Annotated in this window: 22 protein-coding genes and 1 pseudogene; 20 read left to right on the forward strand and 3 right to left on the reverse strand. The window is 40.0% G+C overall.

The annotated features are described in order from the left end of the window. Positions 1 to 653 precede the first annotated feature (653 nt). The 5 genes and pseudogenes from ACIROD_RS16890 to ACIROD_RS16910 all read left to right on the forward strand — a co-directional run bounded on the left by ACIROD_RS16890 (position 654) and on the right by ACIROD_RS16910 (position 5492). A complete protein-coding gene (locus ACIROD_RS16890) occupies positions 654 to 1541 on the forward strand; it encodes a S8 family peptidase (protein ID WP_402942276.1) in 888 nt (295 codons plus the stop codon). Positions 1542 to 1813: 272 nt separating this feature from the next. Next, positions 1814 to 2004: pseudogene (locus ACIROD_RS16895) on the forward strand (nucleoside transporter C-terminal domain-containing protein); the annotation flags it as partial. Positions 2005 to 2440: 436 nt separating this feature from the next. Next, complete coding sequence (locus ACIROD_RS16900) at positions 2441 to 2779, forward strand: metal-sensitive transcriptional regulator (RefSeq protein ID WP_402942967.1); 339 nt, start codon at positions 2441 to 2443, stop codon at positions 2777 to 2779. 16 nt (positions 2780 to 2795) lie between these two features. Continuing rightward, positions 2796 to 3002 (forward strand): copper chaperone CopZ, encoded by a 207-nt coding sequence (copZ, locus tag ACIROD_RS16905; RefSeq protein WP_076368959.1) that lies wholly within the window; start codon positions 2796 to 2798, stop codon positions 3000 to 3002. Positions 3003 to 3104: 102 nt separating this feature from the next. Continuing rightward, positions 3105 to 5492, forward strand: coding sequence for a heavy metal translocating P-type ATPase (locus tag ACIROD_RS16910; RefSeq protein ID WP_402942969.1), 2388 nt, complete (start codon positions 3105 to 3107; stop codon positions 5490 to 5492). A 185-nt stretch (positions 5493 to 5677) separates the two neighbouring features. Here ACIROD_RS16910 and ACIROD_RS16915 read toward each other — a convergent pair whose 3' ends face one another. Further along, positions 5678 to 6181, reverse strand: coding sequence for a DinB family protein (locus ACIROD_RS16915; RefSeq protein WP_402942278.1), 504 nt, complete (start codon positions 6179 to 6181; stop codon positions 5678 to 5680). A gap of 597 nt (positions 6182 to 6778) precedes the next feature. Here ACIROD_RS16915 and ACIROD_RS16920 point away from each other — a divergent pair. From ACIROD_RS16920 to ACIROD_RS16930, 3 genes are all read left to right on the forward strand, one after another. Beyond that, on the forward strand, positions 6779 to 7699 hold the full coding sequence (locus ACIROD_RS16920) for a patatin-like phospholipase family protein (RefSeq protein ID WP_101221785.1): 921 nt from the start codon (positions 6779 to 6781) through the stop codon (positions 7697 to 7699). 1069 nt (positions 7700 to 8768) lie between these two features. Further along, positions 8769 to 10067, forward strand: coding sequence for an MFS transporter (locus ACIROD_RS16925; protein ID WP_402942281.1), 1299 nt, complete (start codon positions 8769 to 8771; stop codon positions 10065 to 10067). A gap of 21 nt (positions 10068 to 10088) precedes the next feature. Beyond that, positions 10089 to 11066, forward strand: a complete 978-nt coding sequence (locus tag ACIROD_RS16930; protein WP_402942283.1) for a 2-hydroxyacid dehydrogenase — start codon at positions 10089 to 10091, stop codon at positions 11064 to 11066. A gap of 217 nt (positions 11067 to 11283) precedes the next feature. On the opposite strand, the gene ACIROD_RS16935 is transcribed toward ACIROD_RS16930, so the two are convergent. Further along, complete coding sequence (locus tag ACIROD_RS16935; RefSeq protein ID WP_402942285.1) at positions 11284 to 11451, reverse strand: Spo0E family sporulation regulatory protein-aspartic acid phosphatase; 168 nt, start codon at positions 11449 to 11451, stop codon at positions 11284 to 11286. A gap of 472 nt (positions 11452 to 11923) precedes the next feature. On the opposite strand from ACIROD_RS16935, the gene ACIROD_RS16940 reads away from it, so the two are divergent. The 12 genes from ACIROD_RS16940 (at position 11924) to ACIROD_RS16995 (ending at position 25737) form a co-directional block, all read left to right on the forward strand. After that, positions 11924 to 13666, forward strand: a complete 1743-nt coding sequence (locus tag ACIROD_RS16940) for an alkaline phosphatase D family protein (protein WP_402942287.1) — start codon at positions 11924 to 11926, stop codon at positions 13664 to 13666. A 70-nt stretch (positions 13667 to 13736) separates the two neighbouring features. After that, entirely contained in the window at positions 13737 to 13949 is a 213-nt protein-coding gene (locus tag ACIROD_RS16945) for a twin-arginine translocase TatA/TatE family subunit (RefSeq protein ID WP_096338675.1), read from the forward strand. A 147-nt stretch (positions 13950 to 14096) separates the two neighbouring features. Beyond that, positions 14097 to 14798 carry a twin-arginine translocase subunit TatC gene (gene tatC / locus ACIROD_RS16950; protein WP_402903739.1) on the forward strand — a complete coding sequence of 234 codons (702 nt, stop codon included), beginning with the start codon at positions 14097 to 14099 and terminating at the stop codon, positions 14796 to 14798. 581 nt (positions 14799 to 15379) lie between these two features. Further along, positions 15380 to 16012 (forward strand): YitT family protein, encoded by a 633-nt coding sequence (locus tag ACIROD_RS16955; protein WP_402942289.1) that lies wholly within the window; start codon positions 15380 to 15382, stop codon positions 16010 to 16012. Between the two features lie 371 nt (positions 16013 to 16383). Next, positions 16384 to 17796: an amino acid permease gene (locus ACIROD_RS16960; protein ID WP_101221791.1), complete on the forward strand. Its 1413-nt coding sequence runs from the start codon at positions 16384 to 16386 to the stop codon at positions 17794 to 17796. A 168-nt stretch (positions 17797 to 17964) separates the two neighbouring features. Beyond that, positions 17965 to 18411: a hypothetical protein gene (locus tag ACIROD_RS16965; protein ID WP_402942291.1), complete on the forward strand. Its 447-nt coding sequence runs from the start codon at positions 17965 to 17967 to the stop codon at positions 18409 to 18411. A 71-nt stretch (positions 18412 to 18482) separates the two neighbouring features. After that, positions 18483 to 19313 (forward strand): phosphonoacetaldehyde hydrolase, encoded by an 831-nt coding sequence (gene phnX, locus ACIROD_RS16970; RefSeq protein ID WP_402942293.1) that lies wholly within the window; start codon positions 18483 to 18485, stop codon positions 19311 to 19313. A gap of 173 nt (positions 19314 to 19486) precedes the next feature. Further along, complete coding sequence (gene xsc, locus ACIROD_RS16975; protein ID WP_101221794.1) at positions 19487 to 21250, forward strand: sulfoacetaldehyde acetyltransferase; 1764 nt, start codon at positions 19487 to 19489, stop codon at positions 21248 to 21250. 149 nt (positions 21251 to 21399) lie between these two features. Continuing rightward, entirely contained in the window at positions 21400 to 22752 is a 1353-nt protein-coding gene (locus ACIROD_RS16980; RefSeq protein ID WP_402942972.1) for an aminotransferase, read from the forward strand. Positions 22753 to 22902: 150 nt separating this feature from the next. Further along, a complete protein-coding gene (locus ACIROD_RS16985) occupies positions 22903 to 23652 on the forward strand; it encodes a PIG-L family deacetylase (protein ID WP_402942296.1) in 750 nt (249 codons plus the stop codon). A gap of 45 nt (positions 23653 to 23697) precedes the next feature. Further along, on the forward strand, positions 23698 to 24750 hold the full coding sequence (locus ACIROD_RS16990) for a YeiH family protein (RefSeq protein WP_101221796.1): 1053 nt from the start codon (positions 23698 to 23700) through the stop codon (positions 24748 to 24750). A gap of 279 nt (positions 24751 to 25029) precedes the next feature. Beyond that, a complete protein-coding gene (locus tag ACIROD_RS16995; protein WP_101221797.1) occupies positions 25030 to 25737 on the forward strand; it encodes a GntR family transcriptional regulator in 708 nt (235 codons plus the stop codon). Positions 25738 to 25909: 172 nt separating this feature from the next. Here ACIROD_RS16995 and ACIROD_RS17000 read toward each other — a convergent pair whose 3' ends face one another. Next, positions 25910 to 26434, reverse strand: coding sequence for a divergent PAP2 family protein (locus ACIROD_RS17000; RefSeq protein WP_402942298.1), 525 nt, complete (start codon positions 26432 to 26434; stop codon positions 25910 to 25912). Positions 26435 to 26510: the final 76 nt, after the last annotated feature.

Consider the following 26510-nt stretch of genomic DNA (forward strand, 5'->3'; position numbering starts at 1 on the left):
AAGTGAAAGATACGGATTGATTACATTCTTTTTTAAAATTTTAGTAAAACAAATCGCGCTGTTTTTTAATAATTTCTATATAACCAACCTTGCGTTTGTTGAAGAAGATGTTTCACAAGGACCCTATTAATATGGTCCTTTTTTCTTTGTGAAAAATCAACAGCATTTAACCAGTGCCTTTAAATAAAAAAATGTGGCTATATTGGTTATTATAATGGAAGTGCAAAAGCTGCCGAGGAGGTAGCTTTTTTTCCTTTCCAATAAGGTCGTTTATGTAATTACTATTTTTGCTAAGGTTCTGATGATTATAGATTTCCATTTCTTCTTTTTACTAAGGATTTGTAAACGGTTATATATCTACTCCATCTCAATTTTCTTTAGTAAACTAAAATATCAAATTAGACTAAGGTTTATAGCAAAAGCTTGTCTCCATTCATAGGATAAAGAAAGGCTGTAATCAATGTTATTGGATTCAGCGTTCCTAAACGGGTTTTAAGTGTGGATTCCCCTCAATGGTTATTACAAAAGGAGGTGTTTCTTCCCGTCTTAGGGTAATATGAAGGGAGAGGCTAGAATTGCCAAATGTTCAATTAGTACCCTTCCAAGTAGAAGGAGTAACAGAAAATACCTTGGAAGTTCCACGAGGTATTAGAATGATTCGTGCACGCTCTATTTGGAGAGAAGGGTTTAAGGGTGAGAACATAGTAGTAGCCGTAATCGATACAGGATGCCAGTCAGATCACCCTGATTTGATTGATCAAATTATTGGTGGATATAATTTCACGGACGATTATTATGGTGATCCTGTCAAATTTGCCGATAATAACGGACACGGGACTCATGTTTGCGGAACCATTGCAGCAGCAGAAAATGGTTTTGGAGTTGTAGGTGCAGCACCTAAAGCGAAGTTGCTGGTACTTAAGGTTTTAAATGGATCAGGAGAAGGAACAACAGAAAACATTACGTCAGCAATTAATTACGCTGTCAATTGGACAGGTCCTAATGGCGAAAAAGTACGGGTTATCTCGATGTCATTAGGGGGACCGGATAATGATCCGGCCTTACATTCGTCGATTATAAACGCCGTTCAATCTAATATAATGGTCGTGTGTGCCGCGGGAAATGCAGGCGATGGTAAGGCCGAAACAAACGAGTACAGTTATCCGGCTGCATATCCGGAAGTTGTGGCAGTAGGCTCAGTTGACCGGCGTGAACGTATTTCCAGATTTAGTAATTCTAATGGTGAAGTGGATTTAGTAGCCCCTGGGGAGAAAGTTGTATCAACCTTTCCTGGTAACCAATTTGCCGTCTTATCAGGTACGTCCATGGCTGCCCCACATGTGTCAGGGGCTGTTGCGCTTTTGATAAATAAATTTGAAACAATACTTGGCCGTAAATTAACAGAGTTAGAAGAATTTAATGAACTCATAAATAATACAGTTTCGCTGGGCAAACCAAAGACTCAAGAAGGGCATGGAATGCTGAAACTAAATCACCAGAAATTAGAAAATATAAAAAAAGTTTTAAGGGAGTTTAGGTAGCCTTAAGATAGAGAACAGAAAAGTATATGATCCTAATTTCATTGCATATTGTGTTGGGAAATCGGATACAAAGTGATACAAACCCTCTGGGAGTTAAAGGTTTTTTTTTGTAAATTTATTGCTTATTAAACTACTATGAAAATAAAACTCTAGGTCTAACAAGCTGAAATTTTTTTAAACCTAAAAAGCTTCTTCAAAGTTTGAACTCTACAGTAGCCGCCTACTTATAACTTTCTATATTTCTCTGGCACTCTGGAATCGAATAAAGGAACGCAGTGGCAGTTACGTATCTCACCTCATTTGCCAATTTCAGTACAGTTGGCATGATTTGATTTATGGTACGTTCAATTCTATCTTCTATGATGAAAAATCGCACATTATCGGAAGGAATGTTTGGAAGCTGTTGCTTAGCGGCATGGCTGTCTCCTTGTTAAGTGCTATGATTGTTGGATTATTTGTTTGATAACCAATAAAAAATATATTACTTTTTTGTGTATTCAACTAAAAGGTGTGGAGTAAGAACATCCTTTATTTGAAAACAAACATATCTATTAATTTCGGTGTGTTAACTATGCAATTTTAAAACAGACAACCAACTAAAAAATTGAAATCCGTTAAACTTTATCGGGATTATGCCAGCGTAGGGTATTAAGATCCAAAAACACTCATTTCTCCGGAGATGAGTGTTTTTATTTGCATCCTTAGTAGACTCATGTAGTTCATCCTTTTTTGTTTAGCTTCGCATGGGGTATTTTGTGTGTAATTTTGTTAAACAGACTAAGGAATAGATATACTTAAAAAGCAAAGAATAAAGAAATATTGACACAATAGCTTTTTTCTTTTCATAGGATAGGAGGGTATGGTATATTAATTTCAAGGAGGGATGGGAAATGGATGAAATGTTGAATGATGAAGATTCTGTGAATGAAGAAGAATGCTGTACGACCTCTTCCCACGGCCGAAGAAGTCATCACTCAGAAGCAGTAAAAAAGAATTTAACGACCCGGTTAAATCGAATTGAAGGTCAAATTCGCGGTATAAAGGGTCTTATTGAAAAAGATACGTATTGTGATGATGTGATTACCCAAATAGCAGCTACACAAAGCGCGATGAATAGTGTAGCCAAGATATTATTGGAAGGCCATCTAAGGAATTGTGTGGTCGAACGCCTGAATGAAGGGGATACAGAAGTTATAGATGAAGTGCTTGTAACGATACAAAAATTAATGAAAAAATAAAGGAGTAGATGTTGAAATGGAAAATGTAACATTGAGTGTAAGTGGAATGTCTTGTGGTCATTGTGTGAATGCAGTTGAAGGGAATGTAGGAAAACTTGCAGGTGTTGAAAGCGTAAAAGTACATTTGGACGCAGGAAAAGTCGATGTAGCTTTTGATAAGGAAAAAGTATCACTTGAGAAAATAAAAGAAACAATCGATGATCAAGGCTACGATGTCGAATAAGTCATGGGAGTGCTGTTAAGCACTTTTTTTTACAAAAAAATATACCCCATAGCGGTATAGGAAGGCGGGGATGATGTGAGCGGCCAAATAAAAGAAACAACAATGCAGATTACAGGAATGACTTGCGCTGCCTGTGCAAACCGGATTGAAAAAGGGTTAAACCGAATGGAAGGCGTTGAGGAAGCCACCGTTAATTTGGCTCTTGAGAAATCGGTCATTAAATATGATACGGAAAAATTAAGCAACAAGGACTTTGAAAAGAAAATTCAAGATCTTGGTTATGATGTAGTAAAAGAGAAAAAGGAATTTACGATTACGGGCATGACCTGTGCTGCCTGTGCTAACCGAATTGAAAAAGGGTTAAATAAGCTGGATGGAGTAAGCATGGCCAATGTGAACCTTGCGCTTGAAAATGCGACAGTCGAATATGATCCTTCCGAAGCCTCCCCAGTTGACATCATTCAACGGGTGGAGAAGTTAGGGTATGGGGCGATCATCAAGGAAGATAACACGGAATCCGTGGATTTCCGTCAAAAAGAAATTCAAAAACAAAAGAATACATTCATTCTTTCGGTCATATTATCATTTCCATTGTTATGGGCGATGGTAAGTCATTTTAGTTTTACTTCGTTTATTTATATGCCTGATTTCCTCATGAATCCTTGGGTGCAAATGGCATTCGCCACCCCTGTGCAATTTCTGATTGGAAAGCAGTTTTATGTTGGGGCTTATAAAGCCTTGAAAAATAAAAGTGCCAATATGGATGTATTAGTCGCAATGGGAACATCCGCTGCCTATTTTTACAGTGTTTATCAGGCGATCATATCGATGGGATCCCATCACAATACGGCACAACTTTATTTCGAAACTAGTTCGATTCTTATCACCCTCATTCTATTAGGGAAGCTTTTTGAAGTAAAAGCAAAAGGACGTTCTTCCGAGGCCATCAAAAAATTAATGGGGCTTCAGGCCAAAACGGCACTGGTGTTAAGGAACGGGGAAGAACGCGAAATACCACTTGAGGAAGTCATCGTGGGAGATACGATATTGGTGAAGCCGGGTGAAAAGATCCCTGTCGATGGAGAAGTAGTCGAAGGGAACTCTGCCGTTGATGAATCCATGTTAACGGGTGAGAGCATTCCGGTGGATAAAACAAACGGGGATACTGTGATCGGTTCAACATTGAATAAGAATGGTTTTCTCAAAATGAAAGCGACAAAGATCGGAAGGGATACAGCTCTTTCTCAAATCATAAAAGTGGTTGAAGATGCTCAAGGGTCCAAAGCCCCGATTCAACGTCTTGCTGACCAAATTTCCGGTGTCTTCGTTCCCATTGTTGTCGGAATCGCCCTTTTAACTTTTCTGGTTTGGATGATATGGGTTAACCCTGGAGAATTCACACCAGCTTTTGAAGCGATGATTGCAGTGCTAGTCATAGCCTGTCCATGTGCTTTAGGTCTGGCCACTCCAACATCCATCATGGCAGGATCAGGTCGGGCCGCTGAATTCGGTATTTTATTTAAAGGCGGGGAACACTTGGAAACCACACACCATATAGATACGGTCATTTTGGATAAAACGGGAACAGTGACAAATGGCACCCCAGTGCTGACCGATGTCCTCATCGAGAACGGTATGGAAGAAGAACAGTTTTTATCTCTAATCGGCGCAGCTGAAAAACAATCTGAACACCCTCTTGCGCAATCAATCGTTCAAGGAATTCAAGCAAGACAGATATCACTTGCTGCGATTGAGGAATTTGAAGCGATTCCTGGATACGGCGTGAGAGCTGTAGTGGATCAAAAAGTGTTATACGTCGGAACGCGTAAATTGATGAAGCAAAATAACGTGGATATTACTAATGCCCTAACAGCGATGGAAGCTTTTGAAGAGCAAGGGAAGACAGCAATGCTCGCTAGCATTGAAGGTGAATATGCAGGCCTCATTGCCGTTGCCGATACGATAAAAGATACCTCGCTAACGGCGATTAAAAGGTTGAAAGCAATGGATATCCAGGTCATCATGATAACCGGGGATAATCAAAGGACAGCAAATGCCATCGGCAAAAAAGTCGCCATAGACCATGTGATTGCAGAAGTCCTTCCTGAAGGAAAAGCTGAAGAAGTGAAAAAATTGCAGGCCGCCGGAAAAAGAGTGACAATGGTCGGAGATGGGATAAATGATGCTCCCGCACTGGCACTAGCCGATATAGGGATGGCTATAGGAACCGGGACGGACGTGGCCATGGAGGCTGCCGATATCACTTTGATCCGGGGGGATTTGAACAGTATTGCAGATGCAATCGTCATGAGCAGGAAAACGATGCGAAATATCAAACAAAACCTATTTTGGGCTTTTGCCTATAATGTAATCGGGATACCAATTGCGGCAATCGGACTGCTTGCACCATGGTTAGCTGGTGCTGCCATGGCTTTCAGTTCTGTATCAGTCGTATTGAATGCACTTCGCCTTCAACGGGTAAAGCTCTAAAAATCATGTAACATATAATGAAGGCTATGGTACTGACTGAATATGAACATATCACGAACGTTTGGATTTTCATATAATAAAAGCCGATGATTCCTTGGCAAGAGGATCATCGGCTTTCATCTGAAATGAGCGGTGCTTTAGTATGTTTACAGAGATCATGTTCCGTCGAGATTGCCATGCCGAGTTTATTTTAAACAGTAATATACATAATCCGTTGGTGCGCCATGCTCGCCTTGTTGATGGAGCATCGCTGACACATTACCGCGATGATAGGTCCCATGATTCACTACATGATGGACGAGGTCTGCAAGTACAAACTCACAAATCCCCATTTTGGGATGTTCAGTTACAATCGTCTGTTCGAGATCAGACTGTGAAACAAGAAAATTTTCATAATCCTTTGCAAGTTCATCATAGCAGGATTCAAGTTCATTTATCGAGACTCCGTCCACTTCTTTCCGCCGCTGTTCAACTTTCTTAAAAGTTTCTTGAATTGTGCTTCCTTTCATTATCTCCAACCAGGTAATATCTGTGGCGTAAAGGTGAACAAGGACTTCCTTTATGGATGGAAAGACACTTTTTATCGTGTCGCCATAGACTCCTTCCGGTAATTGTTTTAAGTTTTGGAACACTTGCTGATTAGCCCAAACGTGGTAATCATACATTTTCCTTGCACGGTTCATTTCCATTTTTTCACTCCTTCAATTGTTACATATCCTTTTCGACATAATTTAAAGAATACCTTTTTCAAAAGTTGCTTCCTAATCTGATAATTTGTCCATGCAAAACTTCGTTTTAGACATACCATGTTAATAGATGCTATCCTACTATTGTTTTTACGTTTATTACCATCAAAGTTGCGTTAAGGGAGTCTAACACCTTTTAATAATATTGCAGTAGAGCCTGTGTAAATGATTAATGGTTTCTCAAGTAGAGAGTCCAAAGACATGTAATAATAAAAGTTGTAAAAAAAAGTAAAAATGATAGATATGCAACCAATTGATCGAGGTTGAACGGTTAATCATGCGAACAACCTGAAAAGCTGGCAAGGTCAAAGAACATGATATTACGGAAGTTGTGTTGGAGATTGAAAAACACAACCATGAGAATCTAGATACTGTTAGCGAATTAATTTATTAGAAAAATAGAACCGTCTTCCATCGATGTCAAGCACTTTTAATCTTTAACTGACGGGGATGATTTTCGGGTTTCAAGAGTGTGAAAATTCGCTTTATTTGAAAGTATTGTTAATAATTATAATAACTCTTATCGAGGGGTGGAAAAAAATGAAAGCAGATGCCGTTTTTGAAGGTGGGGGGGTCAGGGGAATTGCTTTTATTGGAGCGATTCAAGCAATGGAAGAGGAAAAAGTAGAATGGGAAAGACTCGCTGGGACATCAGCAGGAGCAGTAATCGCAGCTCTTTTGGCCAGTGGCTATAAAAGCCATGAAATTAGAGAACGGTATAGTGAAATCAACTACTCAAAGATGCGAGGCAGGACAATTCTAAATCGAATTCCCGTTTTTGGCTCCTTTTTGGAACTTATGGTTCACCTTGGGATTTATAAAAACGACTATTTGGAAACGTGGGTGGATTCTCTTCTTTCAGAAAAAGGGATTAGGACATTCGCGGATCTTCCAGATGGAAAGTTGAAGATAATTGCGTCTGATGTTTCGAATGGTCAGATGCTTATTTTGCCAGATGATTTGGAACGCTATGGGATGTCTCCTGCTGATTTAAAAGTTTCAACTGCCGTAATGATGAGTGCCTCTCTACCATTTTTCTTCCGTCCGGTTATTTGGAAATCAAAAGACCGGAAAAAATCCTACATTTTAGATGGTGGTTTACTTAGTAACTTCCCGATATGGATTTTCGATACAGACAATCCTCGCTTTCCAACATTCGGATTCCATTTTGTGAAAGATGAAGTTAACATAGATCCGGTAATACCAACGCCAATCCACCTTTTCAAAAATATATTTAAAACGATGCTTCAAGCCCATGATTTACGACATATGAACGAAGAAACGATTGAACGCACGATTCAAATTCCTACTGGCGGCATCAACGCAACGGACTTTGAACTGAATGAGGATGAAATCGACTTTCTCTATAAATCAGGCTATACTTCTGCAAAAGAATTTTTGTCTGAGTGGGATTTTGAACAATATAAGCACAAACGGATGCAACGAGTAAAAAATAAGTAGGAGAAACATTACCCTATCGTTTCAAAAGGGTGAAAGAGTGGGACAAGGAGCTGTTACAACGGCTCTTTTTCTTATTGAACTAACGATCAATAGTTTAATATGAGGCATAGTTGTCTTGAGCTTAAAAGCAATAAATGGAAATGCGAAATCATAAAAAATTAACAAGAGATATTATTTTAGAATTTTTTAAATGGATAAACGGAAATAAAAGATTAAAAAAAGAAAACAACGTTGGAAGAAATATATACCATAAATGAATTCCCTTACCAGATTCAGGAGATGGATCAATCGAATAAATCGTTTCCGCAATAAATTATGAAATTCAAAAGATCCTAAAAGGAGAAGAGATAGGAGGAACTTAATGTCACTGTGAGGAACGGATGATAAGCCAGCCTTTCATTCCTCTTTAAAAAATATTGAGAAAAAATATAGTTGTAGTAAATGTGCGAAGGGATGGGATCTCCAAAACAAATGAAAACAGTATTCAGGGTGCTTTTTAGGAAGTAGTGGAAGCTCCGTTAACCATCCCAGCTTCCATTAAGATATTGTAATACCAATAGAAAAGTGGATTCAGCAGCGCCAAGCGAACAATAATGTCCCACTTATCTGGTAAACTACATACTGCTTTATCAGGTACGTCTATGGACGTCCCGAATGTATCAGGAGCGCTTGCTTATATTATAGAAAAGTAATAAAAAACGTCTCTAAGCCTTTCCGGTAGCAAAGCCAGAGATGGAAATGGATCGTGGGCTAAAGTTTGTTATGATTTTACTCTCAAAAAAACAGTCTATCAATTTTTCCCCACTTGGCATAAAACGTTTGCTAGGAATATAATCCTAAAAATAAGAATAAAGATTGACAATCCCACATCCTCATAATACGATACTTTACAGAATAAATAGAATTTTCTTTTTATTTTTTTGTCACAAAACAAAAACCGAGTTTTATATTATAAAACAATAACAATAACCTCCTTGTATATACATATTCTCCAAGCGTAACTCTGTCTTTTTCTAATTTTGGAAGCGCTGCCAATTATGGCGTTTTATATAACAAGGGGGGATAAGGTATGGAAGCAAGAATGGAAACAAAGCAAGAAAAGCCATTAAATATTGGCCGGAAATTTCGCTGGACCGTCGTCATCTGGTTATTGATTGGGGGTATAATCAACTATCTAGATCGGGCCAACCTCTCCATTGCAGCTCCCGAAATGATGAAGGATCTCGGACTGAGCGTGACCGAAATCGGATTATTGGGAACCTTTTTTTCTTGGAGTTATGCATTAATGCAGCTTCCTTCCGGCTGGCTGATTGATCGGTTCGGGACCAAAAAGGTGTATACAATTGCGCTTATTTGGTGGAGTGGTGCGACCATTTTAACCGGAGCCGTTCATAAAATGAGTTCATTTATTGCTGCACGGATTTTACTTGGAGTGGGAGAAGCACCGTGTTTTCCGACAATGGCTAAGATCACTTCGTATTGGTTTCCTAAAAAGGAACGAGGCTTGGCAACTGGAATTTGGGATTCTTCGTCCAAATGGGGACCAGCCATTGCACCGCCAATACTCGTTTTCATCATGGTGACTTTTGGATGGAGAGCGCTGTTTTATATAACGGGTGTGGTCGGCATCATCTTCGCAATCGGTTTTGTTATTTTTTATAAAAATCCTGAAAAAAGCCAAAAACTTTCCAAGGAGGAATTTGATTACATTAAGTCGGAAGGTGGTGGAGTGGAGCAAGGCATTCAATCATCAAAAATAAAATGGGGTTCGTTATTCAAATATCGAAGCGTGTGGGGGATGATTCTGGGCTTCTTCTGTACCATTTGGATCTGGAACATTTTCCTTGTCTTCCTTCCCCTTTATTTGTTTGATGTCCATCATGTTTCAATTAAAGAAATGGGTATATATGCTGGTATTCCTTGGCTTGGCGGAATCTTTGGCAATATTTTCGGAGGATATCTTACTAAAAAATGGGTTGACAAGGGAATTACTACACCTATTAAAGCAAAGCGAGCCTTAATTAGTATATGTGCCATCTCGGCCGCTATTGTTGTATGTGCAGTACCAGTTGCCAAAGGGCTCGCAATTACCTTAACATTACTGACTCTTGCACTTTGTTTTATTTCTGCCATTACTGGAAGCGCGTGGGCACTTGCCGGTGACATTGCTCCTCCTTCCATGGTTGCTTCCGTAGGTGCAATTCAGAATTTTGGCGGTTATTTTGGTGGAGCCTTTTCCCCTGTTGTGGCAGGCATGATAGTGGATGCAACTGGTTCTTACTCTCTTGCCTTTATATCTGGTGGTTTAATCGCCGGATGCGCCGCAATCTGTTATTGGTTTATTGTAAAACATCCTATTCAAGAATAGGATAATTGAGGAGGACATAAATTGAAGCCAAAAGTGTATATAGCAAGACCAGTACCGGCCGAGGTAGAGGCATTTATTTCGAAGTATTGCCAGTATGATAAATGGAACGGCCCTGAACCCATTACCAGAAGTCAACTGTTAAAGCAAATTTCTGATGCGGAGGGACTGCTCATCACCGGAGAAAAAATAGATGATGAATTTCTGGACCATGCACCACGTCTAAAGGCTGTCAGCAATATCTCGGTAGGCTACAACAACTTGGATCTAGAGGCAATGAAAAAGAGAAGCATAATCGGTACAAATACACCTGGTGTTCTCGATGAAACCGTGGCAGATTTAGCTTTAGCCTTAATGCTCTCAGCAGCCCGTCGTATACCGGAAATGGACAAGCTTGTAAAGGATGGAAAGTGGGGAAATAAAGGCGATGTACCCCTCTATGGCGTTGATGTTCATGGGAAAACATTGGGCATCATCGGTATGGGGAGGATTGGGGAGTCAATTGCAAGACGAGGAAAATTCGGTTTTAACATGGAAGTTTTGTATCATAATCGGAGAAGAAAATCCGAAGTGGAGGAAACGCTCAATACAACCTACTCCTCTTTAGAGCACCTTTTAAGAGAATCAGATTTCGTTCTATTAATGGTCCCGTATACTCCGGAGACGAGGCATCTTATGGGACTGGAGCAATTCGCGCTGATGAAAAAATCTGCGATCTTTATCAATACATCCCGCGGTCAGACGGTGGATGAAAAGGCCCTCATTGAAGCACTGCGAAATAAGGAAATCCTTGCAGCCGGTTTGGATGTATTTGAAGAGGAACCCGTATCGCCTGACAACCCGCTTTTAGCCATGCCGAACGTGGTTACCCTGCCGCATATAGGTTCGGCTACTCACCAAACAAGATTTGATATGGCCATGCTTGCGGCGGAGAATCTCGTTGCAGCGGTTACCGGAAGGAAGGTAAGCAATATTGTCCCTGAATTGAAAGGCCTTAAGTAAAATTGACAAACTAAAATATTAGGTTGTCCATGACAATTTAAAAGAATCGTTGATAAAAAAGGCATCCATTTAATTTGGATGCTTTTTAATGGGGAGAAAGAAAACGAGTTGTTTAAGTAATAGAAATATGCTGCATGACCAAAGTGACGATTATCTGCAGTTGTAATGATTCCCTGAAGTATTACTAGAAGTATCAAATCAGGTTTTATTCCTGTTTTTAAACATATTCTAAACCAATCGGTTCTTTTTGAACCCCGAGTAAATTCAACAGTTTATCTAATTCCTGGCTTATATGTAATGTTTGTGGGGCAGTAAATCCATAGATCAATCCAGTGGTTATTAGTTCTTTCCTCAAAATCTCAATTTTTTCATATAATGCTTCCATACTTTCCAATCCAGAATCCCTCAAGTACTTTCATATTTTGTTATGAAACTATTATTACATAAATTAGGATGTTTTTAAACAATAAGTGAGTATTCACTTATAAAATATTATTCAAGCATTCGAACAAGAATTTTAGTTCCCGGAGAATGTATAAGGAATCATAAATGATGATTGGCTTTCTATAAGATTATTAAAATTTTTTAATTGTAAAAACAGCCCATGGAAGTTATTTGTAACGATTAAATAAATGATTCATTAAGAGAACTAGGCTGAAAGACTGTCGTTATATGTAAATCTTTGTAGGGCTATGTAAATGTATGAGTGAATTTAAACTTTCTTTGTTTTCAATAGGTGCCATTAGTCCTGCTTAAAAATTCCTAATTGGAAATTTATTGATTTACACATCTTCATACACCTTTAAAAATGGCCTTCTATACTTGAACCAGATTCAAATAATAGGAGGGAAAGATCAATGAATAATGAAAGAGCAATGGATGATTTAATTAAGAATTGGAGCGAATTAGGTAAGAATATGGACCGCCGAAACTTTATCCAGGGAGCAAGTAAGCTTGCCGGACTTTCATTAGGTCTTGCCCTTGCCCAATCAATGGGCGGAATTGAAGTGAATGCTGCCCCGAAATTCAGTGATTATCCATTTACTCTCGGTGTAGCTTCAGGTGATCCACTCTCGGACAGTGTAGTTTTATGGACAAGGTTGGCACCTGACCCGTTGAATGGCGGAGGAATGCCAAACGAAGCCATTTCCGTTAAATGGGAAGTGGCAAAGGATGAGAATTTCCGAAAGATTGTCCAGCAAGGCAAGGAAATAGCCAGGCCGGAACTTGGCCATTCCGTTCATGTGGAAGTAAGCGGGTTGAAACCTGATAAGGTTTATTTTTACCGTTTTAAAAGCGGAGGGGAAGTAAGTCAGACTGGGAAAACGAAAACTCTTCCCCCAGTAGGTTCAAGTGTTTCGAGCTTGTCATTCGCGTTTGTTTCATGCCAGCAATTTGAGCATGGGTATTATACGGCCTATAAACATTTGGCAAAAGAAGATCTGGATATTGTCTTTCACCTTGGCGATTACATATATGAATATGGACCAAATGAATATGTTTCTTCTTCAGGTAATGTCCGTGTACATAGTGGTCCGGAAATCATCACGCTTGAGGATTATCGAAATAGATACGCACAATACCGCTCTGATACCCATTTAAAGGCGGCACACGCAGCTTTCCCATGGGTAGTGACTTGGGATGACCATGAAGTTGAAAACAATTATGCAAATGTCATCCCGGAAAAAGGACAATCGGTAGAAGCATTCATCAAGAGAAGGGCTGCCGCCTATCAGGCTTATTATGAGCATATGCCCCTTCGTAAATCATCTTTGCCTAAGGGAGCGGATATGCGGTTATACCGAAATTTCACATATGGCGACCTGGCTTCTTTCTTTGTATTGGATTCGCGCCAATACAGGGATGATCAGGCAAACGGTGATGGAAGTTCACCGCAAACGTCTGAGTCTCTTGATCCGAAACGGACATTGCTAGGTCCAGAGCAGGAACAGTGGTTAACTGACAATCTATCAAAATCAAAAACGAAGTGGAACGTTCTGCCTCAGCAGATTTTCTTTGCACAAAGGAATTATGGAACACCAGCAGCTCCCAAATTCAGCATGGATTCCTGGGATGGTTACCCGGCTGCACGCGATCGTTTAATTGAAGTAATCAAAAGAAACAATCTGGAAAATCTAGTCGTGTTGACTGGTGATGTACACGCAAGCTGGGCAGCCAATTTAAAGGCGGATTTCGATGATCCAAATTCAAAGATTTTCGGTGTGGAGTTTGTCGGCACATCCATCACATCTGGTGGAAATGGAGCGGATAAGCGTGCGGATACGGATAAAATACTAAGTCAGAATCCACATATAAAGTTCTTTAATGATTACCGGGGATATGTCCGATGCAAAGTAACACCAGAACAATGGAAGGCTGACTATCGTGTAGTCCCATTCGTGACAGAACCAGGTGCGGATATATCGACAAGAGCATCCTTTGTTTTTGATAAGGATCAATCAGGGTTGCGAAAGGTTGCATCAGCAGCGGTTATGGAAGGTGTACAAAAAACGAACGAAGTCGAGGAAGATCGGACACGTGCCCATAATCGCGCACATGAAAAACAAAGAATGAAAAGTCAGGGGAAAGTGACCAATTGATAGGGAACCATTATGAAGCTTGACAAGGATATAGCGAAGAAAAATGAGAAGATCAGAGGAGTGAATAAGAATGCTTTCAAATATAGGAATACCTGGTTTGGTGATTGTACTCGTGATTGCACTGATTATTTTTGGACCGTCCAAACTGCCGGAAATAGGCCGTGCATTTGGCCGGACATTGTCCGAATTCAAAAGTGCAACAAAAGGATTAGTGAATGATACAGAAAAAGAGGATGAAAACGAGAATAAAGCTGCGTTAAGAGCTGTTAAAAAAGAGGGATGAAGTAAATGAGATATAGCGGGCGGAAAGACTCGCCTGCTTCTTTTCATGAAAAGAGTTCGAGGGGAAGTGCCTTTTGCTATAGTGCAAGAAAATGTCTTAGAAGGAGGAGTGAAAGTGGAGAGTAAGGATTTACACGTTATTGAGCATATGGAGGAACTCCGAAGCAGAATCATTAAAACACTGATAGGTTTTGTGGCTTTTTTCATAGTGAGTTTCATATTCGTACAGGATATTTATGAACTGCTCATTAAGGATTTGGAAGGAAAGCTTGCCGTGCTCGGTCCGAGTGAGATCCTATGGGTTTATATGATAATCGCTGGGGTTTGCGCAATAGCTGCAACGATTCCGCTGGCAGCCTATCAGTTATGGCGCTTTGTGGCTCCAGCTTTGAAACCGGAAGAAAGAAGAGTTACATTTCGTTTCATACCTGGGCTGTTCATTTTATTCATCACAGGTATCTCATTTGGATATTTTGTATTGTTTCCAATAGTGTTGGGTTTCCTCACTTCCCTATCGGCCGGGCAGTTCGAGATGATGTTCACTGCGGAAAAGTACTTTCGGTTCATGATTAATTTGATCTTACCTTTCGGAATTTTATTCGAGATGCCGCTTGTGGTCATGTTCCTGACCAGATTAGGGATCATCAATCCAGCCGTGTTGAAAAAGTCTCGTAAGATTTCTTATTTCGTCCTGGTCATAATCTCGATCCTGATTACGCCTCCAGATATAATTTCGGACATTTTGGTTATCGTCCCTTTGCTTGTGCTTTATGAAGTGAGTGTACAGCTGTCCAATATGGTTTATCGAAAAAGGCTTATGAAAGATGAGTCAGCATTACCTGTAACATGAAAATGATAATCACGACCTATTGAATAAATCATTTCTTAGGAAATAGTTAGTGGAACACTAAAAAGTTGAGGGGCATATCCCTCAACTTTTTTATTGCGGAATAATATTTGTTGGAAATAATCGGGAAATTTTCTTTTCATTTGCCTCCTTACATTAATGCTTTTCCTATCTATTTTGTTAGGATTTTGTTGGTGTCATCTTCGAACTATGTCCATTGAAGCGAGCATTATAAGATGACTTCTCGATGTACTACCTGTGGAAATTTAGTTCATTCATTCAGATAACTTTGTACAGAACCTCTACAATGTCTAAATGGTGTTGTGGTGAACAAGGAAATCTTCAACTTTTAAGGGGGATGTTTTATTTTATTTATTAGAAGGAGAGAGGATTCTGGTTAGCGAATTCTTCTAATCACTTGAACAAAAATATGCACCCTACGTAAAATCATTCAAAAAATATCGAAAGGGATAAGGGTCGAACAAATTGGTGTAAGAGATGAATGTGTATCTTATGGTTCAAGTATAAATATATATTTAGGGGGGAAAGCATTATCAAAAAACAAATGGGATGGTGAGAAGTTTATGAAGGATTTGATGAAAATCATCGCAGGAAACATTTCCATGACCTTTGCCTATGCTTATTTAATCGTTCCAAATGAAATTATCAATGGTGGGGTAACTAGTTCGGCATTATTATTGAATGCATTATCGGGTTATAACATTGCCATGCTAGCCAATTTCGTTACAGGGCTACTGTTAATCATTTGTTTAGTTTTTCTAGGGAAAGAGTACTTTTTTAAGTCGATCGTAAGTTCCCTTAGCTATATGGTTTTTTTTAATTTTTTTTATTCATTGAAGATTAATTTCGATATGAATATCGCTTTAGTGATTATCATTTCGTCGATTTTGATAGCGATAGGATATTATTTATGTATAACAGCAAATGCCTCCACTGTTGGTTTTGACGTGATAGCCTTAATTTTGCATCATAAAAATGAAAAAATTGATATTGCAGTGACAATCAGGATCATTAATCTTATAGTACTCATACTGGGCCTTCTTGTTTACGGCTTTACTTCGATTGTTAAGGGAATAGCGTTTACATTGTTTTTTTCATTTCTTCTAAAGAAAATGCTGGATAGAAAGCAGAAGGCCGTAAAGTCAGCAGTGGAAAGTGTGTGGGATGAAACCTCCAAGGTTAAAGAATTAAAATGAAAAAATTGCCGACTAACTGGAGACCGTTTGTTGTATTTAATAATTTTCATTTTGTTATCTAAATATTCTGATTTTTAAATTGACTTTAAAAAAATGAGAGTGTATTATACACATAGAAAGTGGTACTAACATCATGACGTAGTGATGTTATATCTGCTTCGAATTTCAAAATAGCACTAAGGAAGGAGGAACAGTGATATAGAATCTTAATTTCATAGTCATCTCCTGTGTTGTTTTTAAAATGCCATGTTTCCAAGTTCCCACTATCTTTGTGAAATTGTAAAGAACAGGCGATAGAAAAGCCCTGTTTTTACATTCAAGTAGCGATTATGTTAGTTGATTCCCCAAAATATTGAAAGTTGGGTGAGGGTATGAAACATCAACAGGAAGAACTGAAACCAGGTCTGAAACAAAGACATTTAACGATGATATCTTTGAGTGGAGTCATAGGCGCTGGTTTATTCGTAGGAAGCGGTATCATAATTGGTCAAACGGGCCCCGGGGCGATATTATCATATGTTTTGGCGGGCTTGATCGTTGTTTTAGTCATGAGGATGCTTGGGGAAATGGCCACAGTTAATCCCAATACTGGATCTTTTGCCGTTTATGCAAGAGAGGGGATAGGTGAATGGGCCGGTTTTACAACAGGTTGGTTATATTGGTTCTTTTGGGTTATCGTAATTGCTTTGGAAGCAACTGCTGGAGCAGCAATCATACACAGCTGGCTTCCTTCCGTCCCCGTCTGGGTCATAAGTCTATCATTGATCATCCTATTGAAAATGACGAATATTTTTTCCGTAAAATCGTTTGGTGAATTCGAATACTGGTTTTCAATCATTAAAATAATCAGTATCATACTATTTTTGTGCCTGGGTGTGGCAGTGATATTAGGGTTTATCCCAACGATAAAACCACCTGGCACTTCGAATCTTTTAAATTTTGGCGGTTTTATTCCGAACGGGCTAAGTTCTGTGCTTGTTGGCGTTGCCATTGTTTTTCATGCATTTGTTGGAGTGGAGATTCCAGCGATTGCCGCGGGTGAGACCAGTGATCCGGTAAAATCAGTTAGAAGTGCATTGAATAGTGTCGTTTGGCGAATCCTGATTTTCTATATTGGATCCATCGCGATACTAGTGACGCTATTACCCTGGAATTCGGCTTCTCTGCTGAAAAGTCCATTTGTTGCCGTCCTTGAATTATTGGGTATCCCTTCTGCTGCACTGATCATGAATATAGTGATTCTCATTGCATTGCTATCCTGTTTGAATTCGGGATTATATACGAGTTCACGAATGTTATTTTCACTTGCACAAAAGGGCGACGCTCCAAAGGTATTTTCAAAAGTGAGCAAGAACGGCGTTCCTATATTTGCTGTAGTCGGCTCTACTTTATTTGCCTTTATCAGCACCATTTTCAGTTATGTTTCACCTGATAAAATCTTTTTCTTTTTAGTGAATTCCTCAGGTGGAGTCGGAATTCTTGTTTATCTGGCCATTGCGGTTTCCCATCTCCGATTAAGGAAGAGAATGGAGAAAGAGAATCCCGGAATTTTCAAGATCAAGATGTGGTTATTCCCATATTTGACTTATGCAACCATAATTTCCATGATCTCCGTGTTGATATTAATGGCCTTTATCGATTCGCAGCGCCCACAGTTTATCTTTACCATGCTATTTAGCTTGATCGTTATCTGTTCATTCTTTTTCATTCGAAGAAAAAAAGCGAAGTCCATGGAGAATGAATTGAATATTGTTTCTGGTTCCCCTAATTCTGAAAAGTTATAGCTTTGGCTCTATACATTATAAGGCAATTCTTCTTTTGCTTCTAAGGAACTCCTCAGACAGAATTCTTCAATCACTAATCAGCTAGAATATGATTCCCATAGAAAAAGAGAGTTGTGCCATTAAGTGCTTGGTGCCATCTGTCCTTTAAATCATGAAGGAGGGATTATATTGAATGGTTTCCGTGTAATAACTTATGGGGCTGTCCTTGGAGCCATATTGCTGTCAGGCTGCAACAATTCGGCTGAACCGGACGAGGCTCAACAGGAAAATAGTCCAGTCATGAATGAAAATCCCGATTCAAATACGGGTGAAACCCAGGTTATTAAAAATGGTGTCGGCGATGTGATTCGATCCATAAAAGGATTGGATTCTGAAATAAGTATGGAGGCGGATTCAGAGAAAATTCAAGAATTGGGAAAAGAGATCAGTTCTAATTGGGATTCGATAGAAAAGCAAGTGGAGGATGATTACCCAAATTGGTATGAACGGATTGAGAAAAACCTTTACCCATTAATTGGGGAGTCAGGGAATCCGGATAAGGACCTTGAAAAGATGAAACGACTCTCTGAAGCTACTAAAAAAGATCTTCAGTTATTTTTGGAAGAAGTTAACTGAATTTTTTCTATAGCCGGGTTTAGCATGTTTGGTGATTTTTGAGGAGGTAAGGATAAGGAGGGGAGCATAGATTGGAAATTGCAAAAGAATGCAAAGAGGTTCAGGCAGTCATATTTGATTGGGCAGGAACGACGGTGGATTATGGTTGTTTTGCGCCGGTCCAAGCATTTGTCGAGATATTCAGGATAAGGGGGATAGATATTACCATTAGGGAAGCAAGGGAACCTATGGGTTTATTGAAAATGGATCATATAATGGAACTCCTGAAAATGAAACGAATCTCCAATTTATGGATTGCTAAATTCGGGAAAGAACCGGACGAAAGAGATCTAAAATCATTAAATAAGGACTTTGAGGCTTTGCTTTTTAAGGTTCTCAAGGAGAACGCCAAGCCAATACCAGGCGTAATTGAATTAGTTGGCCGTTTAAGGCAGCAAGGAATAAAAATCGGTTCGACAACAGGGTATACTCGTGAAATGATTGATGTTGTTAAAGAAGAGGCAGAAAAATGGGGCTATCAACCAGATTCCATCGTTGCGTCTACCGAAGTGCCGGCAGGAAGGCCTGCCCCATGGATGTGCTTTAAGACGGCGATGAATCTCCAAGTGTATCCACTCAGCAAAATCGTTAAAGTCGGCGATACGATCAGTGACATCAAAGAAGGCATTTCTGCGGGAATGTGGACTGTTGCCGTATTGAAGGGCAGCAGTGAAATCGGCCTTTCAGAAGCAGAAATCAACGAAATGGACCCATATGATCTGCAAAAACGGATGAAGCATGCAGAAAATCGTTTTTGGAATGCAGGTGCCGATTTCGTAATTGATGAAATAGGTGATTTATTGGAAATCATCGATAGGATCAACTACAGATTGACAGAAAAAAAGGATACATTCATTGGTTAAAAAGAATCTTATATATGAGTTAGTGACTATAATGGTAAGATACTTTAAATAAATTCAAAATATTCAATTTATTTATTGACTGTTTCATCCAATGGTAGTATTATACATCTTATAACTGGTACGGACGTCGCAACGTCATTATCAGAAATAACTATAATTAAGGAGAATGTGCTATGGTCGAAACAAAAATGTTAAGAGGTACGAAAGTTAAAATGACACCAAGTGAAGCCATCGTTGAGACATTAGTGGCCGAGGGAGTTAAACATATCTCGGGAATTCTGGGATCTGCTTTCATGGATATGCTTGATTTATTGCCAACTGCAGGCATTCGTTTCATTGGTGTCCGCCATGAACAAAGTGCAGCACATATGGAAGATGCATATTGTCGTGTCTCCGGGGTTGCAGGAGTTGTCATCGGGCAAAACGGGCCTGGAATGACGAATATGGTCACCTCTGTTGCAGCGGCCAATCAAGCTCATACTCCTATGGTGGTCATATCACCTTCAGCTGGTACACCAACGGTAGGATGGGATGGTTTTCAAGAATGTGATCAGGTTTCCATCTTCAAGGCAATCACGAAAGAAACGGTTAGAGTGACACACCCTGGCCGGGTCGCTGATTGCCTCAGGACAGCATTTCGGATTGCCTATGCCGAGAGGGGGCCGGTTTTATTCGATATTCCCCGTGATTACTTCTATGGTGAAGTGGAAGATCAAATACTTCAACCACATCAATATCGCGTAGATGAACGGGGATGCGGATCATCTGCATCATTGGATAGAGCAGCGGAAATTTTAGCTGAAGCTGAGTATCCTGTCATCATTTCCGGTAGGGGAACAGTTGATTCGGATGGCATTGAAGAAATTAAGAATATTGCAGAATATTTAACAGCTCCAGTAGCTGTCTCCTATATGCATAATGATGCCTTTCCTGCTGATCATCCATTATCAGTCGGCCCAATCGGTTACATGGGTTCAAAGGCTGCCATGAATACACTTAAGAAGGCGGACGTCATATTGGCGGTCGGTACTAGATTATCGGTATTTGGAACGCTACCATGCTATGACATTGATTATTTCCCTAAAGATGCACAAATCATCCAAATAGATATTAACCCGAGGCAAATAGCGAGGACGCACCCTGTGGAAGTTGGGATCATCGGAGATGCCCGTGAAGCTAGCCATGAAATCTTGAAACGGTTGAAGGCTAGTAAACCTAACCTGAAACAAGAAAAAAAGCGGATGGTCGAAGTAACGAATGAAAAACAAAAATGGGAAGAAGAATTGGTGAGACTTGCGATGATCGATGGAACGCCAATCAATCCGCGTCGAGCCCTATTGGAATTGACTAAAGTGTTGCCTGAAAATGCCATCGTTACTACAGATATCGGTAATGTATCGTCAACTGCAAACGCTTACTTAAAGTTCAACCAGAGCCGCAGGCATATCGCAGCGCTTACATTCGGGAACACGGGATTTGCTTACCCATCCGCACTTGGTGCCAAGTTAGCTGAGCCGAATACGCCTGTTTTAGCCATTGTTGGAGATGGAGCGTGGGGCATGAGCTTACATGAAGTGAGTACGGCCGTTGAAGAAAATATACCGGTCATAGCATGTGTCTTCAATAATAATGCATGGTGTGCAGAGAAAAAGAATCAGGTCGATTTTTATAATAACCGTTTTGTAGGGGCGGATATCCAAAATCCTGATTTCGCAGAAGTTGCCCGATCAATGGGTGCTGTTGGTATAAGAGTCGAAAAAGCTGACGAGTTAGGGGCTGTCATTGAAGAAGCAATAAAATCAAATAAACCGACTGTCATTGATATACAAGTAGATGGAACACAATTAGCTCCGCCATTTAGAAAAGATGCATTAAAAATGCCTACTAGATTATTAGAAAAGTATTCTCATTTAGATCATAAAAACTGGGATAAATAATGGTATGAAACTAGAGTGATATGACAGGTGCGATGACTTGAATTTTGGGTCATTGCACCATCACCCATTCGCTCTATAAAGGTCAGTAACAACATGGGAACTCAACTTAATTGCATTCGATGAATAATAAGGGGGTTTCAAAAGTGAAGATGGAAACTGAAACGAAAGACCTTGTTCAAATGGATAAAGACCATTTATGGCATGCGATGCATCGCTATAATGAAAAGGATTCTCCCATGATGGCTACAGAAGGCTCCGGCTCATGGTTCACAGATGCTAAAGGGGATAAATATTTAGATGGGGTTTCCGGTTTGTGGTGCTTGAACCTGGGTCATGGAAGAAAAGAGATTGCCCAGGCAGCGTATGAACAAATGGTTAACTTATCTTACTTCCCTTTAACGTTAAGCCATAAGCCGGCAATCGAATTATCTGCAAAAATAAGTGAGCATTTAAAGGGCTCCTATACAACGTTTTTTACGAACAGCGGCTCTGAGGCGAATGAGACAGCTTTTAAAATAGCCAGGCAATATCATTCCCAAAATGGCAATCAGGGTAAATACAAATTCATCTCTAGGTATAGAGCTTATCATGGCAATACTTTTGGCGCGCTAAGCGCGACCGCACAGGCAAACCGGAGAGTGAAATATGATCCGGCGGTTCCAGGTTTCCTGCATGTGCCACCGCCGTACAATTATCGAAGCCCATTTGGGGAAAACGTTGAAAACTCCGATTTGCTTGCAGCTGAATATATCGATCAGGTCATTAATTTTGAAGGAGCTGAAACGGTAGCGGGTGTTATTCTTGAACCATTCATCTCTGGTGGCGGGGTCCTTATTCCTTCAAAAGAATACTTAACGAGGGTTTCGGAAATCTGTAAGAAGCATGATGTTCTTTTAATTGTGGATGAAGTGGTTTCAGGTTTTGGAAGAACCGGAAAAATGTTTGGGTTCATGCACTCCGATGGCGTTCAACCGGATATTGTAACAATGGCAAAGGGTTTGACCAGCGGTTATCTTCCACTTGGAGCAACGGCAGTGAATTCAAGGATTTATGAGAAATTCAAAGAGAACGGAAATTTAAATCATTTCAGGCATGTGTCAACATATGGAGGTCACCCTGCATCTTGCGCAGTTGCCCTTAAGAACATTGAAATCTTGGAAAATGAAAAAATCGTTCAGCGAGTATCTGAACTTAGTGAGTCGACACTAAGTGAGCTATTTGAATTGACAGCCCTTGATAAAGTAGGGGAAGTTCGGGGAGTAGGGTTTTTATACGGCATTGAATTAGTGGAAGATAAAAAGGCAAAAACACCAGTTTCCGATGAGTTCATGGGTAAAATAATCGGGGCTTGCAAGGAAAAGGGCCTTATCATCGGCCGGAATGGTGATACAGTTCCTGGATATGGTAATGTACTGATCATTGCGCCGCCTTTATCTTCGACCGTTGAAGATTTACGCTTTGTCATAGAAACCGTTAAATCCGTTTTATATGAATTATGCTAACAAAAAAGATGATTAACTTTAGGGTGCTATATTTATAGACGAAAAATGAAGATGGGCATGATATGTCTAGCAGCTTTGACATCCATGTCCATTTTTTCATATTGGGTCTAACAGTGTGGGAAAACTGGAGAATCCGGAGTAGGAGGAAATATGCAATCACAACAAAGATTATTGGTGGTTCTGGCACATCCCGATGATGAGTCATTCCTGTGTGGCGGAACCATTGCTAAAATGTCTGAGCAAGGTGTTCATATAACCTTACTATGTGCGACAAAAGGCGAAATGGGCAGGCGCATGGGAAATCCCATTCTTACAACAAGGGAGGCATTGCCTGGACTAAGGGTAAAGGAGTTAAAAAACGCTTGTGAAGAATTGGGGATCAGCGACCTGCGATTTTTAAACGTGAGGGATAAAACGATAGAATTTGAGAGCTTCGATCTATTGGCGGAGAGAATCGTAAAGGTGATACGTGAAGTTCAGCCAGAGGCACTAGTAACATTCCATGAGAAATATGGGGGGCATCCAGACCATTGTGCGATTGGCCGTGCTGCCGGATTTGCTTATCTAAATTCCGGTGATCCCGATTTTTATCCAGATCCAGTATTTCCAGCTTTTAAGGTTCATAGTCTGTACTTTGTCCTTTGGCATGCTTTTTATGATGAATGGTTTAAGGAATACGGGCTGAGCAGGATTACAGAAGTGGATATAGCAGGGACTTTACAGAAAAAGATCCGTGCCTTAAGGGCCCATCGCTCCCAGACTCTAGCAGTTCCTGAATTATGGGGGAATCAAAATCCAAGCTTGCCTTTTTTAAAGGAATCCGAGTATTTTATCAAAGGGAATTCGCCTACCAATATAGAAGAAATCGATTTTTTTCAATCGATTGAAAGGTTGGGATGATTCGTAATTTGGGCATTAGTTTATCTGGAAAGGGGGAAGGAATGTATGGAATTAGAAAAATATGAGCCACTGGAAGAAATACCTCAGGCACAGCAAAAACCGCTTCAAAATAAGGTGCTTTTGTGGCTGAGCGGTATCGCTTTCACCTTTTTTATTGCCCTCTTAGGCTTGGGGCTGTCCAAGATTTCGGGATTCAATCGAATCGGCCCTCTTGCATGCTCGATCATCATTGCCGTGATTTATCGTCAAATTGCGGGATATCCAGAAAAGTTCCGGACGGGAATTGAATTTTCCGCAAAAAAACTTTTGCGTTTTGCCATCATTTTATACGGGTTGAAATTAAATATCGATGTTATTTTCAATCAAGGACTGCCATTGTTGGTACGTGACATAGGGACAGTAACATTTGCCATAGTCGTGATGGTCCTGATTGCAAAGTGGTTTAAGGCAGATGCTTCCATTTCGCTTCTTCTTGCTGTAGGAACCGGTATATGCGGGGCAGCAGCCATCGCAGCCATATCTCCAATCGTGAAAGCGAAGGAAGAGGATACAGCCATCGGCGTTGGGATAATCGCTTTAATGGGAACACTTTTCTCGATTATATATACCCTTTTACGTCCGATTCTGCCGCTGTCTGCTTTGGATTATGGAATCTGGTCTGGGATCAGCCTTCATGAAATCGCCCATGTTGCATTGGCAGGAGCACCGGCTGGTGAAGATGCGCTAGCGATTGCACTACTCGCAAAATTAGGCCGTGTCTTTTTACTTATCCCATTATGTTTCATTTTTATGTATTGGATGAAAAAACGCACATCCGGGAAGATGGGCCATGATGCTAAAATCGATTTTCCATGGTTCCTCGTTGGTTTTATAATCATGAGTTTAATAGGAAGTTATGTGTTTGGAACTTATATTACGGTGTCTCCTCTTGTAATGGATGGCATTTCCAAAACGACTACATTTATATTGACAATGGCCATGATCGGTCTTGGACTGAATGTAAGCCTGCAGGCACTGCGGACAAAAGCCATGCGTCCTCTTTTAGCCATGACCATTACCTCTTTGCTGCTTTCCATCATCTCGTACTTTATCGTTTAATATATAAGCTTTCCATTGATGTCCCAGTTAGATAAGCCTGAAAATGTGATGAATAATGCATATGGATAGCCCTGAATATATTAATCTATTCAGGTTTTTTTTATTCGTTCGAAGAAAACGTTTTTGGAAATGTAGGAGTGGAAATTTGATAAAATCCTAATTTAAGGAAAAAAATAAGTGTTGACATGTTTGAATATTATAACTATTTGGTTTACAATATAAGAAATATAAGAACTGATACGAACATTACGATGTCTTTTTCTGTTTGGAGGAAATTTTATGGAGTTAGACTTTAAAAATCCAATCCCTTTGCATGCTCAATTGAAAACCATATTGGAAAATCAGATTTTGGAAGGTTATTATAAAGACAAAATCCCTAGTGAAAGGGAACTCATGGATATGTATTCTGTCAGCAGGAGTACTGTACGGGAAGCCGTATCCATCCTGGTTCGTGAGGGAATATTGGAAAAGAGGCATGGAAAGGGAACGTTCGTTTCCCTTAAACCTGTACAAGAATGGCTAAAGATGATAAGTTTCACTGAAACCACTAAAAGCATGGGAATTAAATTACTAGATCATGGCCGTGTAATGACACCTGAAAATATTGCTGATGCAAATGGGTTCGAAGATGAATCTTACCATATTAAAAGGCTGCGGTTACAGGGGGATGTCCCCATAGCCATTGAATTGCATTATTATTCTTTGGACCTAGGAAAAAAATTGACGAAATTCGATTTAAGTACAACCGTATTGTATGATGCACTCGAAGGTGATCTAAACATTGACTTTTGTGAGGCGGAACAAATCATAACCTGCGGCTTTCCAACAAAAGAAGATGCAGAACATTTAGGTATAGCCGAAACGATGTGCTTGTTGATTACAGAACGAATGATTTTTGATTCTGATGGTAATTTAGTAGAGTATTACAAAGGATTATTCCGATCTGATATGTACTCATTCGCAATGAAAATGTCCCGGAAGAATTGATTTTGGGGACATGATAAAACCTAAGCCTTTCTAAGAAGTAGAGAGGCTTAGGTTATTTTAAATCCTACCAGTATATACTATGATACGACTTTTAATGGAGAGTTTGTCTATGTTTATAACATAGGCATGTTTTAATATAATCTATTGTTATGATCAAATTACATACCTTATTTCAAGATCTAGAATATCTATGCTTGGCCAACGTTTTCAGCCGTTTGGTTTTTGAGGGCTTGTCATCCTCCAATTTAGCTGAGATAAGCCCAAGTACCACTCCAAGCAACGCACCTGCCCCCACTTCCACAGGCTGATGTCCGAGCAGTTCATTCAGTTCCTTCTCACGTTCCACAAACTCAAAGCTCGGAAACTCTCCCGAAAATTTCGCCATATTATCTTCAAGATCATTCACAAGCTTAGCAATTTCACCTGTATGGCGCCGAATCCCCTGAGCATCATACATCACAATCACGCCAACCACTGTCGCAAGAGCTGTTTCCGTATGCAGCCATCCTTTATTAGCTGCCACATAGGATGCCAGTGCGGCCACACCGGCAGAGTGCGAACTAGGCATGCCACCTGTTGTGAAAGCCTGCTTCAAGTCCCACTTTCCCGTCAGCTTATAATGCGTTAAAATTTTCAGTCCTTGCGCAATGCCGATCGCCGAAAGCGCCGTTAAAATTCCCCGATTCATCTTTTCCATGAGCAACTCCTCCACTCCAGACCAGTCCAACCCAATCCAGGATTTTATCTTCCCTCTTTTGATACCCCAATAATAA

Origin of the sequence: Peribacillus sp. NPDC101481 (genome assembly GCF_044767165.1) — a bacterium.
Lineage (GTDB): Bacteria > Bacillota > Bacilli > Bacillales > DSM-1321 > Peribacillus.

Coding starts and splice junctions, on each gene's coding strand:
- ACIROD_RS16890 (WP_402942276.1), top strand. CDS start 654: ATGATTCGTGCACGCTCTATTTGGAGAGAAGGGTTTAAGGGTGAGAAC.
- ACIROD_RS16900 (WP_402942967.1), top strand. CDS start 2,441: ATGTTGAATGATGAAGATTCTGTGAATGAAGAAGAATGCTGTACGACC.
- copZ (WP_076368959.1), top strand. CDS start 2,796: ATGGAAAATGTAACATTGAGTGTAAGTGGAATGTCTTGTGGTCATTGT.
- ACIROD_RS16910 (WP_402942969.1), top strand. CDS start 3,105: ATGCAGATTACAGGAATGACTTGCGCTGCCTGTGCAAACCGGATTGAA.
- ACIROD_RS16915 (WP_402942278.1), bottom strand. CDS start 6,181: ATGGAAATGAACCGTGCAAGGAAAATGTATGATTACCACGTTTGGGCT.
- ACIROD_RS16920 (WP_101221785.1), top strand. CDS start 6,779: ATGAAAGCAGATGCCGTTTTTGAAGGTGGGGGGGTCAGGGGAATTGCT.
- ACIROD_RS16925 (WP_402942281.1), top strand. CDS start 8,769: ATGGAAGCAAGAATGGAAACAAAGCAAGAAAAGCCATTAAATATTGGC.
- ACIROD_RS16935 (WP_402942285.1), bottom strand. CDS start 11,451: ATGGAAGCATTATATGAAAAAATTGAGATTTTGAGGAAAGAACTAATA.
- ACIROD_RS16940 (WP_402942287.1), top strand. CDS start 11,924: ATGAATAATGAAAGAGCAATGGATGATTTAATTAAGAATTGGAGCGAA.
- ACIROD_RS16945 (WP_096338675.1), top strand. CDS start 13,737: ATGCTTTCAAATATAGGAATACCTGGTTTGGTGATTGTACTCGTGATT.
- tatC (WP_402903739.1), top strand. CDS start 14,097: ATGGAGGAACTCCGAAGCAGAATCATTAAAACACTGATAGGTTTTGTG.
- ACIROD_RS16955 (WP_402942289.1), top strand. CDS start 15,380: ATGAAGGATTTGATGAAAATCATCGCAGGAAACATTTCCATGACCTTT.
- ACIROD_RS16960 (WP_101221791.1), top strand. CDS start 16,384: ATGAAACATCAACAGGAAGAACTGAAACCAGGTCTGAAACAAAGACAT.
- xsc (WP_101221794.1), top strand. CDS start 19,487: ATGGTCGAAACAAAAATGTTAAGAGGTACGAAAGTTAAAATGACACCA.
- ACIROD_RS16980 (WP_402942972.1), top strand. CDS start 21,400: ATGGAAACTGAAACGAAAGACCTTGTTCAAATGGATAAAGACCATTTA.
- ACIROD_RS16985 (WP_402942296.1), top strand. CDS start 22,903: ATGCAATCACAACAAAGATTATTGGTGGTTCTGGCACATCCCGATGAT.
- ACIROD_RS16990 (WP_101221796.1), top strand. CDS start 23,698: ATGGAATTAGAAAAATATGAGCCACTGGAAGAAATACCTCAGGCACAG.
- ACIROD_RS16995 (WP_101221797.1), top strand. CDS start 25,030: ATGGAGTTAGACTTTAAAAATCCAATCCCTTTGCATGCTCAATTGAAA.
- ACIROD_RS17000 (WP_402942298.1), bottom strand. CDS start 26,434: ATGGAAAAGATGAATCGGGGAATTTTAACGGCGCTTTCGGCGATCGGC.